Below are 14527 nucleotides of genomic sequence, written 5' to 3'. Positions count from 1 at the left end.
GTTTTCGATTTAATTATCGGTTTCGAGTTGAAGATATATTCAATACGCTGATTAACTGTGGTGCAAAATCACCACCGATGCCAGAGAAATTATTAACTCTGGCTGAGTCTCGGTGGTAATCAGGTATCTTTTTAGTTCAAACTCTGAGAATGCCATTTTAACCTCAACAATAGTAATTTTTTTGATTTTACACTGTTAGCTAATTGATTTACAAACGATATTCAGCTTGACTACAAAAATCACAACCAGTTCCTTTTTGTTATTGACTGGTTTTTACCTATATTCGACGACGTATTTGTTGCTTTACTATGTAATTATCGAATAATGTTCAACTTATTTCTATTTGTTTTATTTACTCACCGTTTATTAATAATATTTCATTATACCTTTAACAAAATAGTTTTTTAACAAAACAAAAAAGTCATGATCTTTATTGTATCAATTTTTCATCAATCGCAATTGAACAAAGTTCAGATCAAAATTTAATATTCCGAAAGTGTTATTTCCACTTATCGTTTTTTAGCATAAATTACTCAATATTAGTTACTTTGAAATCTTTGTCACTTTTAATGATGAATGATTCAAATGCTAAGGAAGTAAATATTAACTTGCTTAGTTTTAGTTAAGGAATATTGGATGAAATTAAGTCAAAAAAAAATAAGTACATTAATTGGTTCTGTAATCGCTGTTTCTGCAATATTAACAAGCGGTACTGCATTGGCAGCTGATAATGGGGCGAGGGCTGATCTAGATTGGCATGTTTTAGATGGCGTTGCAGTAAAGAGCACAGCACCTTTGTGTCCGCATTCAACAGTAAAAGTGTGCAACGATAATATTTTAGATGCGCTATATGCTGATAATAACTTCATGCCATATTGGTTAGAGCCTGCGCTTGTCAATGCGATTATGCCGCAATTACAAGCGTTGGCTGATTCCAATACACTACCCGGTATGCAGCAGCGCTTACAAGAGCTGAAGAAATTAGAGATATTGCGAGATGAGCGTGGATTCGATTTGTTATTAACGGATACGTATTTGGTGTATGTAGATTATGTGCATCAGTTAATGCAAGATCCTCGACCTTTATATAACTCAAAACCAGTAAAATTGACGCCTTTGACGTTAAAAATGGCGCAGCAATATTTCCCATTAACGGTTCAAAAAATCAATTCTCTTCTTCCTTCTTCGCAGTTTGTTCCAACAATGGGGGTGATTAACCATTTATTAAGCTTGCCAGCTAACCCACTGGATTCGAGTAACGTTCACTTTGATAAGGTTATTAATATTGGTGAGCAGATCCCTTATGGTGACAAAGTTGCAACAGTGCTTTGGAATTTGGGGTATTTAACTCAGCCTCAATATCAGCAAATGACGGTTCAAGCAAAAATTACCAATACAGGTGTAATGAACCAAGCAATTAAAGCCTTTGAAGGTAATTATGGCTTGAAGATGGACGGTATTATGGGGCCTGAAGTGGTGAGTCAATTAACACGACCTTATTCAAGTTTAGCTCGTATTGCGGCATTAAATTTACAACGTGAGCGTTTTGCCAAATTGGAAGGGGATGGTCCACAAATCATTGTGAACATTCCCGATTTTAAAATGACACTATATGATAATCAAAAGCCAGTATTTGAATCAAAAATTATCGATGGTATGCCAAAACGTCCAACCAATTTGTTCCAGTCATACATTAATACGGTTGTGATTAACCCATACTGGTATGTACCTGAAACCATTAAAGTTCAGAATACGATCCCATCGGTTAAAGCCAATCCTAATTTCTTAGCGAATAATCGAATGGATGTGATTAACAGCTGGAGTGATCGCTCTGTTGTGCCAACCGGCTCAATTAATTGGGCAACGGTAAATCCGCACACATTTACACATGAGTTTCGTCAAGATCCTGGTCCTGAAAATGCGTTAGGGCGTGTAGCGTTCTTAATGCCTGATTCGTTTTCTGTGTATATGCACGATGAATCGCAATCAGAGTATCCATTGTTTAATCGCCGTCATCGTGATTTAAGCTCTGGTTGTATGCGAGTACAAAAACCACGTGAAATGGCAAAAATTATTTTGTCTTATCAAAACATGCCGAGTTTGCCTTCTGTCGACGATATGATTAATACCAACAAGCACCGTGAGATTGGCTTAAATAAGCATGTGGATCTTGATGTAGCATACTTAACGGCTTGGATAACACCGAATGGTCAGTTAGCGATGCGTCCTGATATATACGGTTACGATAACCCTCGTGCTAAACCGATTCAGAATCAATTTATTTCGATTCCAAATTACCGTACTCATCAACGTATGAAACTGGCATTGAATGGGCAAAGTAGCTAATTCGAAATAACGTTTTAGTTTCGTAGAATAAAACGCTTATTAAGCGTATGAAAAAGGCTAAGTGCAATACACTTAGCCTTTATTGTCTTTAGTCAGGTAATATTTATACGCTGTCTATTAATAAACGAAATAATTACAGATGAACGGGTAGGGATGCCAATTTTTCGATTAGTACTTGCTGAGTAATTTTTAGTCTATTCGGGTGATAAAGGTTTGCTCGTCATCTACAAAAGCCACAAAGCCACCGTGATAGATGAACACTCGACCGCGCCCTTCAACTAGGCAGGCAAGTTGTGGGCTCAAACCTTCTTCGTTATCTTTGCTTTGAAACGTACCTGTATCGGTGATAACACCGCTGAGTGAAGGCAAATATCCATAAGTACGCTTGGCTTGATCAATCAGGCTCAATTCGCTGGTGGTAGAGAAGCAATAGGGTATCTTACCGGCTTCTTCGATAAACATAGTTTTGAATTCTTCAAAAGCTGTGATCACCAGCCAGTCGATGTCGTTAACGTGATGGATAAACATAGAGTTTCTCGGTAATTCTGATGTGCAGATTCTATCATTATCAGTGGCAGAGTGTAGTAGAGATTTCGTTGCTAAAAACGGTAATTCTGAGCTATTTTCGGATATTCACCAAGTCTATTTGAAACACTTTTTCCTAACAATAAGCTAGCGTGTTTGCTAACTCATAATTGCCCTAAAACGTGGCGATTTTATCGCTTAAGTTCCGTTTTAATAAGACAGATTAAATACATTTCTTACTTTATACATTATCTCACAAAGCATTAAATGTAAAAAAGCGCTATCACTTTCATAATATATAAATATTATATCGAGTATGATAAAGACATTTTATGAGTATATTTTGCGCAAAAGTAAGAATGCTTATTAATATACTGTTATGCAAAACAAGGAATGTTATGGATGAGTGAAATACAAGAAATAAACCTTAATAAATTTAAGGTTAAGCTTGCTGATACAGATGATCCGGTAGCTTCAAAGGTAAGTTGGAATCCTGTAAACCCAGGTGGCTCCAACTTTAAGTCTCAAAAAATGACAATATTCGACGAAAAAATCATTATAAAGAAAACAATCGGCGCATATGTTTTTGCACTAGTGTTCACTGTGCCAGGAATCTTGGCATTAGTCATTGGGGGACCTTACTTTCTGCTCTTTAACAGTGACATTGTTTTAGGTCTTTTTATGATTGTATGGGGAGGAATGTTTGGTGGTGTAGGAATACTAATGCTCAAAAGAGATAAAAATTTTACTATAGACAAAATTAATGGCTCTTACTATATAGGAAAAGAGTTTGATAATTTAAATTCACAAGACCGTTTTAAACAGGGTTATGTTAAAGATATTTATGCTATACAACTCATTAATGAGAGAATTCAATCAAACTCAAGTAATGGCAGGTCAAGCCGGTCAAGTTCATATACTAGCTATGAACTGAATTTGGTTTTTAAAGATGGCGAACGAATTAATATAATGGATCATGGAAAAGGAAAAGATATAGCTGATTCCGCTAAATATCTGGGTAAGTTTCTGAACGTACCAATTTGGAAGGCTCAATACTAAAAATGTATAACAAAGCTATTAAATCGGACTTCAAATACACGCCATTCTCACTTCGCTCAAAGTATTGCCGTGTGTTTTCTCCGTTTATAGCAGTCGTTATATGACAAGGATTTTTGATGACTATTTTAGCTAATACCCCAAAACCACCTTATTATGCTGTTATTTTTACTTCAGTTCGTACTGCGGGCGATAATGGATATGGAGAAGCTGCAAATAGGATGATTGAGCTTGCTGAACAGCAACCAGGGTATTTAGGTGCAGAATCAGCAAGAGAAGATGTAGGTATTACAGTTTCTTACTGGACTGATTTGGAGTCTATTAAAAACTGGAAAGCTAATACTGAGCATCGAGAGGCTCAAAAAACCGGTCGTAAGTTATGGTACGAGTCATTTAAGGTTCGTATTTCAAAAGTAGAACGTGACTATGGCATATAAAAAGGTGCTAATAAATGGACAAAAAACAGTTGGCTTTTGTTCACTGCATTCATTATTTTTGCCTCTTAAAACGGTGTCACTTTAATATTTCTAATACCTGCTAGCCGAAATAGAGCTAATAATCTAAGCAGTTTGTGTCCAATAACTGGCTAGCTCAGAAATGCCCCTTTATGTGATCACCAAGCGATTCTGTCGGTACTGATTTATCTTTAATGCATTAGTTGTTTTTAGCTTGCTCAAAAAAAAAGCGAACCTTGTAGGTTCGCTTTTTGATTTGGCTAATAAGATAACAAACGTAATTTGTTATCCTTAACAGACTTTAGTCTTCTATATAGTTCTCAATACTCGGGCAAGAACATACAAGGTTTCGGTCGCCAAATACGTTATCAACACGGTTAACACTCGGCCAGTATTTCGTTGCTTTGGTGTGTGCTGATGGGAAACAAGCGACTTCACGGCTATAAGCGTGGTTCCACTCTGATTCCATCATATCGACTTGGCTGTGCGGTGCGTTAACCAGTGGATTATCGTCTAATAGCCACTCGCCAGATTGAACAAGGTTGATTTCTTCTTTAATCGCAATCATCGCGTCACAGAAGCGATCAAGTTCTGCAATGTCTTCAGATTCAGTTGGCTCAATCATTAATGTGCCAGCAACAGGGAACGACATAGTTGGTGCATGGAAGCCATAATCCATTAATCGTTTTGCGATATCTTCTTCTGAAATACCAGAGGCATCTTTGATCGGGCGTAAATCAATAATACATTCGTGTGCAATACGACCTTCAGTACCACGGTATAAAACAGGGTAGTGTGGGCGAAGGCGTTCCATCACGTAGTTTGCATTTAAGATGGCAAGTTCAGTGGCTTGGGTTAAACCTTGTTCTCCCATCATTGCAATGTAAGCGTAAGAGATAGGTAAAATAGACGCTGAACCTAATGCTGCCGCAGACACGGCATATTGCAGTTCATCGCTATTTGTATCTTCAACATGTCCTGGTAAAAACGGTGTTAGGTGCGATTTAACACCAATAGGTCCCATACCTGGGCCGCCGCCACCGTGAGGAATACAGAAGGTTTTGTGTAGGTTTAAGTGAGAAACATCTGAACCAATAAAGCCTGGGCTAGTTAAACCTACTTGCGCGTTCATGTTAGCACCATCAAGGTAAACCTGACCGCCAGCGTCATGGACAAGATCACACACTTCTTGTACTGCTTCTTCATACACGCCATGGGTAGACGGGTAGGTGATCATGATACATGACAGCGCATCACGGTGTTTTTCGATTTTGGCTTTTAGATCATCAATATCGATATTACCTAACTCATCACAGCCAACCACTACTACTTTCATAGAAACCATTGCCGCAGACGCTGGGTTAGTACCGTGTGCTGAGCTTGGGATCAAACAAACATTACGGTGGCTATCGCCATTGGCTTCATGGTAACGCTGAATAGCGATTAGGCCAGCATATTCACCTTGTGCACCAGAGTTTGGTTGTAGAGAGAACGCATCATAACCTGTGATTGAGCACAGCATTTCAGATAGGTTTTTAGCTAATTCTTGATAGCCTAATGTTTGTGCTTGTGGCGCAAATGGGTGCAGTTGTCCAAACTCAGGCCAAGTGACTGGGATCATTTCTGCTACTGCATTTAGCTTCATGGTACAGCTACCCAATGGGATCATGCCGTGAGTTAATGAGTAGTCTTTGTTTTCTAGCTGCTTCATGTAACGCATCATTTGTGTTTCGCTATGGTAGCGGTTAAACACTGAATGGGTTAGGTAGGCACTGCTTCGTCGACACGCTGGTGGAATAGCTGCGAACTCATCCGCGGCAATGTCATCACTGAACATCGACACTTTAAGATCTTGATTGGTAAATAAGCCAAGTAGCTGCTCGATATCTTCAGCAAGGGTGGTTTCATCAATACTGACAGCCAACTTATCGCTGTATTTACGAAGGTTAATACCTGCATCAAGTGCTTTTTGATATAACGCGTTGGTTTTATTGCCTGTTTTGATTGTTAGCGTATCGAAGAAGTGTTGGTTTTCTAGTTCAAAACCATTATTGCGTAAACCAGCAGCTAACACGGCTGTAAAGTGGTGAACGCGACGACCAATTTTCTTTAAGCCTTCAGGACCATGGTACAGGGCATAAAACGCTGCCATGTTGGCAAGCAGTGCTTGCGCTGTACAAATGTTAGATGTCGCTTTTTCACGGCGGATGTGTTGTTCACGGGTTTGCATTGCCATGCGTAGTGCTTGATTGCCTTTGGCATCTTTAGATACACCAATTACACGACCCGGCATAGTACGCTTGTGTTTATCTTTGGTTGCCATAAAGCCAGCATGTGGACCACCAAAGCCCATAGGTACACCAAAGCGTTGCGCACTACCAATAACCACATCTGCGCCCATTTCACCCGGTGCTTTTAGTACAGTCAATGCTAGTAGATCAGATGCCACCGCCACTAATGTTTTCTTATCATGTGCCGCGTCAATGATATCAGTAAGATCTTGTAATTCGCCGTTGCTGGCAGGGTATTGCAGTAAAGCTCCGAATACATCGTGTTTCGCGAGATCTTCTGCACTGCCTGTAATGATTTCAAAGCCAACGTATTTTGCACGTGTAGTGACAACATCAATGGTTTGAGGGTGAAGATCGGTTGAAATGAAAAACGCATTGCTTTTGTTTTTCCCCGCGCGCTTACATAGCGTCATGGCTTCTGCTGCGGCAGTGGCTTCATCAAGCAGTGATGCATTAGCCAGCTCCATGGCGGTTAGATCCATGATCATTTGCTGGTAGTTAAGCAGAGATTCTAAACGGCCTTGAGAGATTTCTGGTTGGTATGGGGTATAAGCGGTATACCAACCAGGGTTTTCTAATACATTACGAAGAATAACATTTGGGGTGAACGTGTTGTAATAACCCTGACCAATATAACTTTTATTAATGATATTTTTGCCAGCGATTTGTTTAAGCTCAGCCAGCATTGCCGCTTCACTTTGTGCCGCTGGTAATGTCATCGGCTCTGTTAAACGAATAGAAGCGGGAACGGTTTGCGCTATAAGCTGGTCAATACTACCGACACGTATAGTTTCTAACATTCGCTGTTGTTCGAGTGCATTAGGGCCATTATGGCGATGTGAAAAATCGTTATCGTCACTGAGAGCTTGAAGAAAAGTAGTATTGGTCATGGTTCTTTCCTGAACGTTGTCCTAATTACCATTGTCTGGCTTTAGGGATATTCATCGGTAATGCTGTAAATGGCAAAGCAACAGAGATCGAGTGTTGTACTCGATCTCTGTCTTTATAATTTAGTCTTCTTCAATTGAAGCAAGATAGGTTTCAGCATCAATTAATGTTGCCAATTCATCAGTATCGCTAAGCTTGATGGTTGCAATCCAGCCGCCGTCATAAGGTTCTTCATTCACCAGTTCAGGGCTGTCTTCTAAATCTTCATTAATCGCAACAACTTCACCTGTGATAGGGGCGTAGATGTCGGAAGCGGCTTTTACTGATTCCACTAAAGAGAAGGCATCACCAGCATCTGTTGTATCGCCCACTTCAGGTAAATCAACAAATACCACATCGCCTAATAAACCCTGCGCATGATCAGAAATACCAACCGTCACTGTTCCATCACCGTTATCACGGATCCATTCGTGGCTACTGGTAAACTTTAATGTTGATTCCATGTTTGTACTCCTTAACCCACCGGTTATATGGTTATTTGATAAAAGTTTCTTATAGTGGAACACGTTTTCAAGATCTATTGTGCGATTCTACGCAAACGTTTGCTATTTGTCATGTTGATTTGTTTCCAATATGGTTATACTACGTTTAAATTTAGTTAATAAGTGCTGGTTTTCATCAATAAATCCGTAATATTACCTATTTATAAATGGATTTAACGATAATGTATGCCTCATAAGTAACATTTTTTTAAAAAGATAATGACTTTGTGATGTAAGTTTTATTAAGTTTCCTATAAGAAACTATGATGAACGTCTAGAGTGGTGGGGATTAAGTTGAAGAAGGAAGTGATATGACAGAGGAATATATCCACGATGTTTATCCATCGATGCGGGTCGCGAAAGATCAAGCAGCAGAGCATATTGCGCCTTTAAAGTTAGGTGAGAGACTAAAAGATATTCGTGTTTCTTTAGGTTTAACCCTTGAAGAAGCGAGTAAACGCACGGGGCTTGCACGTTCAACCTTATCGAAGATTGAAAATGAGCAAATATCACCCACGTTTCAAGCAATGCAGAAACTTGCCACAGGTTTGGCTATCGACATTCCCCAACTTTTTGAACCACCGAAAACTATCACTGCATCGGGTCGACGTGATATCACACGATGCGGTGAAGGGCGTCCTCATCCTACTTCTACTTATGAACATGAACTGCTTGCTACACAATTAACTAATAAAAAGATGATGCCGTTTAAATCACGCGTGCGCGCACGATCTTTTGATGATTATAGCGAGTGGATCCGCCATGACGGTGAGGAGTTTTTGCTGGTATTAAAAGGCGAAATCACTTTTTTCTCTGAATTTTATGAGCCGATTCATTTAGTCGAAGGGGATTCAGCTTATTACGACGCGACAATGGGTCACATGCTGACATCTGTTAGTGAAGAGGATGCGTTAATTCTTTGGGTTACCGCTTCTTAATATTTTTAGTAATTTATAGCATCAACCAGTTTTACAATTACGTCACCATCTATATGGACACCAACTTAGATAACGGAGTGCAACTATGTCTCAACAACTTAAGCAGACCCCATTACATGGGTTACACATTGAAATGGGGGCAAAAATGGTCCCATTTGCTGGATATGATATGCCTGTGCAATATGGCTTAGGAGTAAAAAAAGAGCATATACATTGTCGTGATTCTGCTGGGTTGTTCGATGTATCACACATGGGGCAAGTACGCTTAAAAGGGCAACATGCCGCGGCATTATTAGAAACGTTAGTACCTGTTGATATTGTTGATTTACCTGAAGGTAAACAGCGTTATGCCGTATTTACCAATGAAAATGGCGGTATTGAAGATGATCTAATGGTGACAAATTTTGGTGATCATCTTTTCCTTGTCGTGAATGCGGCCTGTAAAGAACAAGATGTTGCCCATTTAAAAGCCCATTTAAAAGATGGCGTTGAATTAGAAGTGATTGAAGATCGCGCGTTACTTGCCTTACAAGGTCCTAAAGCTGCTTTGGTACTCGCTGAATTAAACCCTTCGGTTAGTGATATGGTGTTTATGGATGCGGCTAAAGTGACGTTATTGGGCGTTGAATGTTACGTTAGCCGTTCAGGGTATACGGGTGAAGATGGTTATGAAATCTCAGTACCTAATGATAAAGCTGAAGAATTAGCACGCGCGTTACTAGCGTTTAATGAAGTGGAATGGATTGGTCTTGGAGCGAGAGATTCATTACGTTTAGAGTGCGGCTTATGTTTGTATGGGCACGATCTAGATCCTACGACTACGCCATTTGAAGCAAGCTTAATGTGGGCAATTACGCCAAGTCGTCGTGCTGGAGGTGAGCGTGAAGGTGGTTTTCCCGGCGCTGATATTATTTTAGAGCAATTACAAACTAAACAGGTTTCAAGAAAACGTGTTGGTTTAGTGGGGCAATCAAAAGCGCCTGTGCGAGAAGGGACTAAGTTGTTTGATGCTGAAGACAATGAAATTGGTATGGTAACGAGTGGAACATTTGGCCCAACAAAAGGTATTCCAGTCGCAATGGGGTATATTCACACGATGTCAAATCAGCTTGGTGAAACTATTTACGCTGAAGTACGTGGTAAGAAGTTACCGATGACAATTGAGAAAATGCCGTTTGTACCTCAACGTTATTATCGCGGCTAATTGCTTCAAAATATTACTCTTTAACAGCAGGCGATTTACGAGGTGTAAGCCTGCTTTTATTTGGTATTGACTGTTTTGTATGCAGATTTAAAGAGCAAGGTGAAGCCTTCTTTTGATAGATCTTTTACTGTTAGATTTGCATCATTAAGTCGACGGTAACATTCATTGAGTGTGGTAATAAAAATGTCTTTGTCGATGGCATTGTTCATTGTCTGTTTCATGGTTTATTTTCCGTTACACTATGATTATTCTTGCATCATACACAGTGAATATGAATAAACTCTGAATAAGTATGGTTATTATGTTGTTCGGGAAGTAAATAGTCTCTGCTAATGATAGACAGAGACTAATGTATTGAATATCACAGTATTATTTTCGAGTTAAGTATGTGAATAAAAACTCAGTAATATTGGTCATATCCTCTACAGTAATAAACTCTTCTGTGGTGTGAACTTTACTCATACCTGTTGATAGATTAACTGTTTTTAATCCTTTCTCATTAAAGATATTGGCATCACTACCACCGCCAGTCGATTTGGTAAACGGTGTTAAACCCATCTCTGTAAAACTAGACATTATATCAATAACATGCGGATCATTATCAGCAATAGAGTAAGCGTTATAAGAGCGTGTAGATTGAATATCAATTTTCGCTTTATGTTTTTCTGCTATTGTGTTGAATACATCAACCATATGCTGAACTTGCGCAGCAAGCTTATCATCGTTAAGAGAACGCGCTTCAGCGGCAAGATACAATTCAGGCATTACGATGTTTGTTGCTTGACCTCCTGAAACAATACCAATGTTGGCGGTTGTTTCGTGATCAATGCGTGCTAACTTCATATTCATTACAGCATCAGATGCGACAGTTAGTGCGCTGATACCGTCTTCAGGTGCAAGACCTGCGTGTGCTGGTTTACCTTTAATCGTAACTTTTAAGCTCTGTTGGCCTGGCGCACTCGTTACAATAGCGCCAATTGCACCGCCAGAGTCCAAAACAATTGCTTTATCTGCTGTGATATAGGACATATCAAAGTGTTTAGAGCCTTGTAAACCACCTTCTTCATGAACAGTAAAAGCGAGCTCAATCGTTTTATGCGCTTTATTGTTTTCTTTGATGGTACGTACCGCTTCCATGATGGCTGCAATACCTGATTTATCATCGCCACCTAAAATGGTGTCACCTTTAGAGCGGATCACTCCATCTTCAATAATAGGTTCGATATTGTTACCTGGGGTGACGGTATCCATGTGACAGCTTAAAACAATACTTTCGTCAATATCGCCATCAAGTTTTGCGTAAAGGTTACAACCATTAGAAATGTTTTCAGGGACGGGTAACTTTGAAACATTGAAACCTAACTGTCCGAGTTGTTCTGCTAACGCTTCTGAAATGGCTTTTTCATTTTTTGACTCGCTATCGATTTTGATGAGATCAATAAAATGAGAAATAAGGCGTTCTTGATTAATCGTTGTCATATTACTTCTAACCATTAAATAGGGGAATACACAGTACTCTAATCGTAATAATAGCGAGAGGATGAGGGGTGAAATCAATAAAAGTAGAGATAAAAAAGAGGAAAGTAAGTGAAATGAAAGAAGTTTGAACTGGGTTATAGAAAATGAAAATGCCAAATAAGACATAGTTTCACATAAATGCGGGAGCGAACCGAACAGAATGTGAAGCTATATGATTCTTATTTGGCATAAAACGATAAGTTAGCTGATGATATCAGCTAACTTAATACTTATTAGCCCCAAACGATTAGGCTGTAGTTCTTTTTACCACGACGGATCAAAGTGTAACGACCAAATAATTTGTCAGCGTCTGTACATGCATAGAATGGTTCGCTTACTTTTTCGCCATTAACCATGATTGCATTTGAAGTGATGTGTGTTTTTGCTTGACCACGAGAACTTGCAAGGCCAGATTTAACAAGAACTTGTTGCAAATCATCGCCATTTTCAACTTCAGCACTTGGCATACCATCTTGCGCTAACTGTTCAAAATCAGACTCAGATAGGTTTGCAAGATCGTTTTCAAATAGGCAGCGAGTGATGTTTTGTGCTGCTTCTAATTGTGCTTGACCGTGTACTAAACGTGTTGCTTCTTCAGCAAGAATACGTTGTGCTTCTGGTGCTTTACCACTGTTACGATCGTTTTCTTCGATTTGCTGAATTTCTTCTTCGGAAAGGAATGTGAAGAAGCGTAGGAAACGGTAAACATCAGCATCGGCAGTGTTCATCCAGAATTGGAAAAACTTGTATGGGCTTGTTTTTGAAGGATCCAGCCAGACTGCACCACCTTCAGTTTTACCAAATTTAGTACCGTCTGATTTAGTAATCAGTGGCACTGTCATACCAAATACTTGTTGTTGGTTCATGCGACGAGTTAAGTCGATCCCAGCAGTAATGTTACCCCATTGATCAGAACCACCAATTTGCAACTCCATGCCCATTTCTTTGTTCATGCTTGCAAAGTCGTAGGATTGTAGCAGGCTATAAGCGAATTCAGTAAATGAGATACCAACTTCATCACGGTTAATACGTTGCTTCACTGACTCTTTGCTGATCATTGAGTTTACAGAGAAGTGCTTACCGATATCACGAAGAAAAGTCAGTACGTCCATATTACCAAACCAGTTATAGTTGTTCACCATACGTGCAGGGTTGGTTTGATTATCGAAATCGAGGAATGGAGACACTTGGCGTTGGATTTTATCTACCCAACTCGCAACAGTATCAAGCGTATTAAGTGATCGCTCTGTTGCTTTAAAGCTTGGATCACCAATCATACCCGTTGCACCACCAACAAGTGCGACAGGGTTATGGCCTGCTTGTTGGAAACGCTTAAGGCAAAGAAGAGGTACAAGGTGACCTAAGTGCAGGCTATCTGCTGTTGGATCGAAGCCACAATAAAGTGTGATAGGACCTTTAGCTAAACGTTCAGATAATGCTTCTTCGTCGGTAATTTGAGCAATTAGGCCGCGATCTTTTAGCTCTTGAATTAAATTCAAATGATCCATGTTGTCTCCAATCTTAATATAAAATAAAGCCAAATAATTTAGAAATAGACGCTTAATATTGAATAAACGTTCTATACTTTATGGGGCTTAGAATACAATTTCATCACTTAAATGCGACAGTGATGAATAAAAAATAAATTTGGTTTCTCAGTGTATAGATAAAGTAAATTTTTTCTATACTTTCGTTATAAAAATTTATTCATCAGGCTTGTAATTACTTGAATAATTATACATTTTCAGCACAAATGTGTATCGTTAAATGTGCTAACTATTAACATTTGGTGCCGTTTGGAATAAATAAATTAACTGTTTTTTATTTTGAATTAAATAATGAAGGAATTAAGCATCGCTAATGGCTATATAAATGTATTTAATTGCATATATAGCGTAATATGCTTAGGAACAGATTTACTTTTATTTTTGATACTGTAAATTTAAATTTTAGCTCAACTTATAGCACGATCTAAGATGTTCGCTGCTATTAGGTGCAAATGTGTTGCATAACTAATAACAATAATTCTCTCGTCAGCTTACATGGGTAATACAAGTTTTAATGGAAAAAGAAGAGTTTACAACGATCAGTGATCGTCTTATTTCTGTTATTAAAAATGATATTCTTAACGGAACTTATCTACCGGGTGAGAAATTAATTCTTAATGACTTAAAGTCACGCTATAGCGTTGGAGGTTCACCATTACGTGAAGCAATGGTACAGCTGGCATGGCAGAAATACCTTGTAATGAAGCCACAAAAAGGGTTTTGGGTTGCCGATGTATCGCTAGATGAGCTAAAACATATTATTCAAAGCCGGTTTGCAATTGGTCGCTTAGCATTAAAAGAAGCTATTTCAACAGGTGATGAACAGTGGGAGTTGAATATTCTGACTGCTTTTCACAAACTTAACCGTTTAAACCCTGATGCTGATGACTTTGATGCGTCGGAGTGGGATAGGCGACATAAAGCTTTTCATTTAGCATTGGTCCAGTGCAAAAGTTCTGAGTTTTTATTAGATATACTTTCTCATATCTATGACCAACAAGAGCGCTATCGTCATTTTTTGTTGGGTGTAAATATTGCCCCTCAAGATAGGTATCATGATCATGGTGAGCATGAAGCTGTTATGCAAGCTGTATTAAAACGAGATGCAGACTTGGCGAGTCAGCTGTTATATGCACATGCTGAACGCTTATACACAAGTATTGAGCAAGCTACGTCATTGACTGCTGTATCTGGAAGTTTACGTTACTAGGAAAAGC

The 14527-nt window shown here is 39.0% G+C and carries 12 protein-coding genes and 1 pseudogene; 7 read left to right on the top strand and 6 right to left on the bottom strand.

The window, feature by feature from the left end:
* Positions 1-119 (top strand): annotated as a pseudogene (locus I3259_RS09245) (IS1595 family transposase); the annotation flags it as partial.
* Positions 120-636: 517 nt separating this feature from the next.
* Entirely contained in the window at positions 637-2346 is a 1710-nt protein-coding gene (locus I3259_RS09240; RefSeq protein WP_238029354.1) for a L,D-transpeptidase family protein, read from the top strand.
* A 189-nt stretch (positions 2347-2535) separates the two neighbouring features.
* Here the strand turns inward: I3259_RS09240 and I3259_RS09235 are convergent, their stop codons facing one another.
* Positions 2536-2874 carry a cytosolic protein gene (locus I3259_RS09235; protein WP_238029353.1) on the bottom strand — a complete coding sequence of 113 codons (339 nt, stop codon included), beginning with the start codon at positions 2872-2874 and terminating at the stop codon, positions 2536-2538.
* Positions 2875-3273: 399 nt separating this feature from the next.
* On the opposite strand from I3259_RS09235, the gene I3259_RS09230 reads away from it, so the two are divergent.
* On the top strand, positions 3274-3930 hold the full coding sequence (locus tag I3259_RS09230; RefSeq protein WP_238029352.1) for a hypothetical protein: 657 nt from the start codon (positions 3274-3276) through the stop codon (positions 3928-3930).
* 116 nt (positions 3931-4046) lie between these two features.
* A complete protein-coding gene (locus I3259_RS09225; RefSeq protein ID WP_238029351.1) occupies positions 4047-4364 on the top strand; it encodes an antibiotic biosynthesis monooxygenase in 318 nt (105 codons plus the stop codon).
* Positions 4365-4683: 319 nt separating this feature from the next.
* Here I3259_RS09225 and gcvP read toward each other — a convergent pair whose 3' ends face one another.
* Together gcvP and gcvH are read right to left on the bottom strand one after the other, a co-directional pair.
* Positions 4684-7563 carry an aminomethyl-transferring glycine dehydrogenase gene (gcvP, locus tag I3259_RS09220; protein ID WP_238029350.1) on the bottom strand — a complete coding sequence of 960 codons (2880 nt, stop codon included), beginning with the start codon at positions 7561-7563 and terminating at the stop codon, positions 4684-4686.
* Between the two features lie 120 nt (positions 7564-7683).
* Positions 7684-8064 carry a glycine cleavage system protein GcvH gene (gcvH, locus tag I3259_RS09215; protein ID WP_238029349.1) on the bottom strand — a complete coding sequence of 127 codons (381 nt, stop codon included), beginning with the start codon at positions 8062-8064 and terminating at the stop codon, positions 7684-7686.
* A gap of 350 nt (positions 8065-8414) precedes the next feature.
* Here gcvH and I3259_RS09210 point away from each other — a divergent pair, with 350 nt between their 5' ends.
* Complete coding sequence (locus I3259_RS09210) at positions 8415-9041, top strand: XRE family transcriptional regulator (RefSeq protein WP_238029348.1); 627 nt, start codon at positions 8415-8417, stop codon at positions 9039-9041.
* 85 nt (positions 9042-9126) lie between these two features.
* Positions 9127-10245: a glycine cleavage system aminomethyltransferase GcvT gene (gcvT, locus tag I3259_RS09205; protein ID WP_238029347.1), complete on the top strand. Its 1119-nt coding sequence runs from the start codon at positions 9127-9129 to the stop codon at positions 10243-10245.
* A gap of 56 nt (positions 10246-10301) precedes the next feature.
* Here gcvT and I3259_RS09200 read toward each other — a convergent pair whose 3' ends face one another.
* From I3259_RS09200 to tyrS, 3 genes are all read right to left on the bottom strand, one after another.
* Positions 10302-10466, bottom strand: coding sequence for a hypothetical protein (locus I3259_RS09200; RefSeq protein WP_238029346.1), 165 nt, complete (start codon positions 10464-10466; stop codon positions 10302-10304).
* Positions 10467-10614: 148 nt separating this feature from the next.
* Complete coding sequence (locus I3259_RS09195; protein ID WP_238029345.1) at positions 10615-11724, bottom strand: M20/M25/M40 family metallo-hydrolase; 1110 nt, start codon at positions 11722-11724, stop codon at positions 10615-10617.
* Positions 11725-11996: 272 nt separating this feature from the next.
* Complete coding sequence (gene tyrS, locus I3259_RS09190; RefSeq protein ID WP_275949786.1) at positions 11997-13271, bottom strand: tyrosine--tRNA ligase; 1275 nt, start codon at positions 13269-13271, stop codon at positions 11997-11999.
* Between the two features lie 553 nt (positions 13272-13824).
* Here tyrS and I3259_RS09185 point away from each other — a divergent pair.
* Positions 13825-14520, top strand: coding sequence for an FCD domain-containing protein (locus I3259_RS09185; protein ID WP_238029344.1), 696 nt, complete (start codon positions 13825-13827; stop codon positions 14518-14520).
* The last annotated feature ends 7 nt before the right edge of the window (positions 14521-14527 follow it).

This window comes from Photobacterium sp. Ph5 (assembly GCF_022129445.1).
Taxonomy (GTDB): Bacteria; Pseudomonadota; Gammaproteobacteria; order Enterobacterales; family Vibrionaceae; genus Photobacterium.
The sequence above is the reverse complement of the archived record's forward strand: the minus strand, read 5'-3'. Positions and strand labels throughout refer to the sequence as shown.

Bases quoted from the DNA above. Each gene is read 5' to 3' on its own strand.
- I3259_RS09240 (WP_238029354.1), top strand. From the start codon at position 637: ATGAAATTAAGTCAAAAAAAAATAAGTACATTAATTGGTTCTGTAATC.
- I3259_RS09195 (WP_238029345.1), bottom strand. From the start codon at position 11,724: ATGACAACGATTAATCAAGAACGCCTTATTTCTCATTTTATTGATCTC.
- I3259_RS09225 (WP_238029351.1), top strand. From the start codon at position 4,047: ATGACTATTTTAGCTAATACCCCAAAACCACCTTATTATGCTGTTATT.
- I3259_RS09210 (WP_238029348.1), top strand. From the start codon at position 8,415: ATGACAGAGGAATATATCCACGATGTTTATCCATCGATGCGGGTCGCG.
- I3259_RS09235 (WP_238029353.1), bottom strand. From the start codon at position 2,874: ATGTTTATCCATCACGTTAACGACATCGACTGGCTGGTGATCACAGCT.
- I3259_RS09185 (WP_238029344.1), top strand. From the start codon at position 13,825: ATGGAAAAAGAAGAGTTTACAACGATCAGTGATCGTCTTATTTCTGTT.
- tyrS (WP_275949786.1), bottom strand. From the start codon at position 13,271: ATGGATCATTTGAATTTAATTCAAGAGCTAAAAGATCGCGGCCTAATT.
- gcvP (WP_238029350.1), bottom strand. From the start codon at position 7,563: ATGACCAATACTACTTTTCTTCAAGCTCTCAGTGACGATAACGATTTT.
- gcvH (WP_238029349.1), bottom strand. From the start codon at position 8,064: ATGGAATCAACATTAAAGTTTACCAGTAGCCACGAATGGATCCGTGAT.
- I3259_RS09230 (WP_238029352.1), top strand. From the start codon at position 3,274: ATGAGTGAAATACAAGAAATAAACCTTAATAAATTTAAGGTTAAGCTT.
- gcvT (WP_238029347.1), top strand. From the start codon at position 9,127: ATGTCTCAACAACTTAAGCAGACCCCATTACATGGGTTACACATTGAA.
- I3259_RS09200 (WP_238029346.1), bottom strand. From the start codon at position 10,466: ATGAAACAGACAATGAACAATGCCATCGACAAAGACATTTTTATTACC.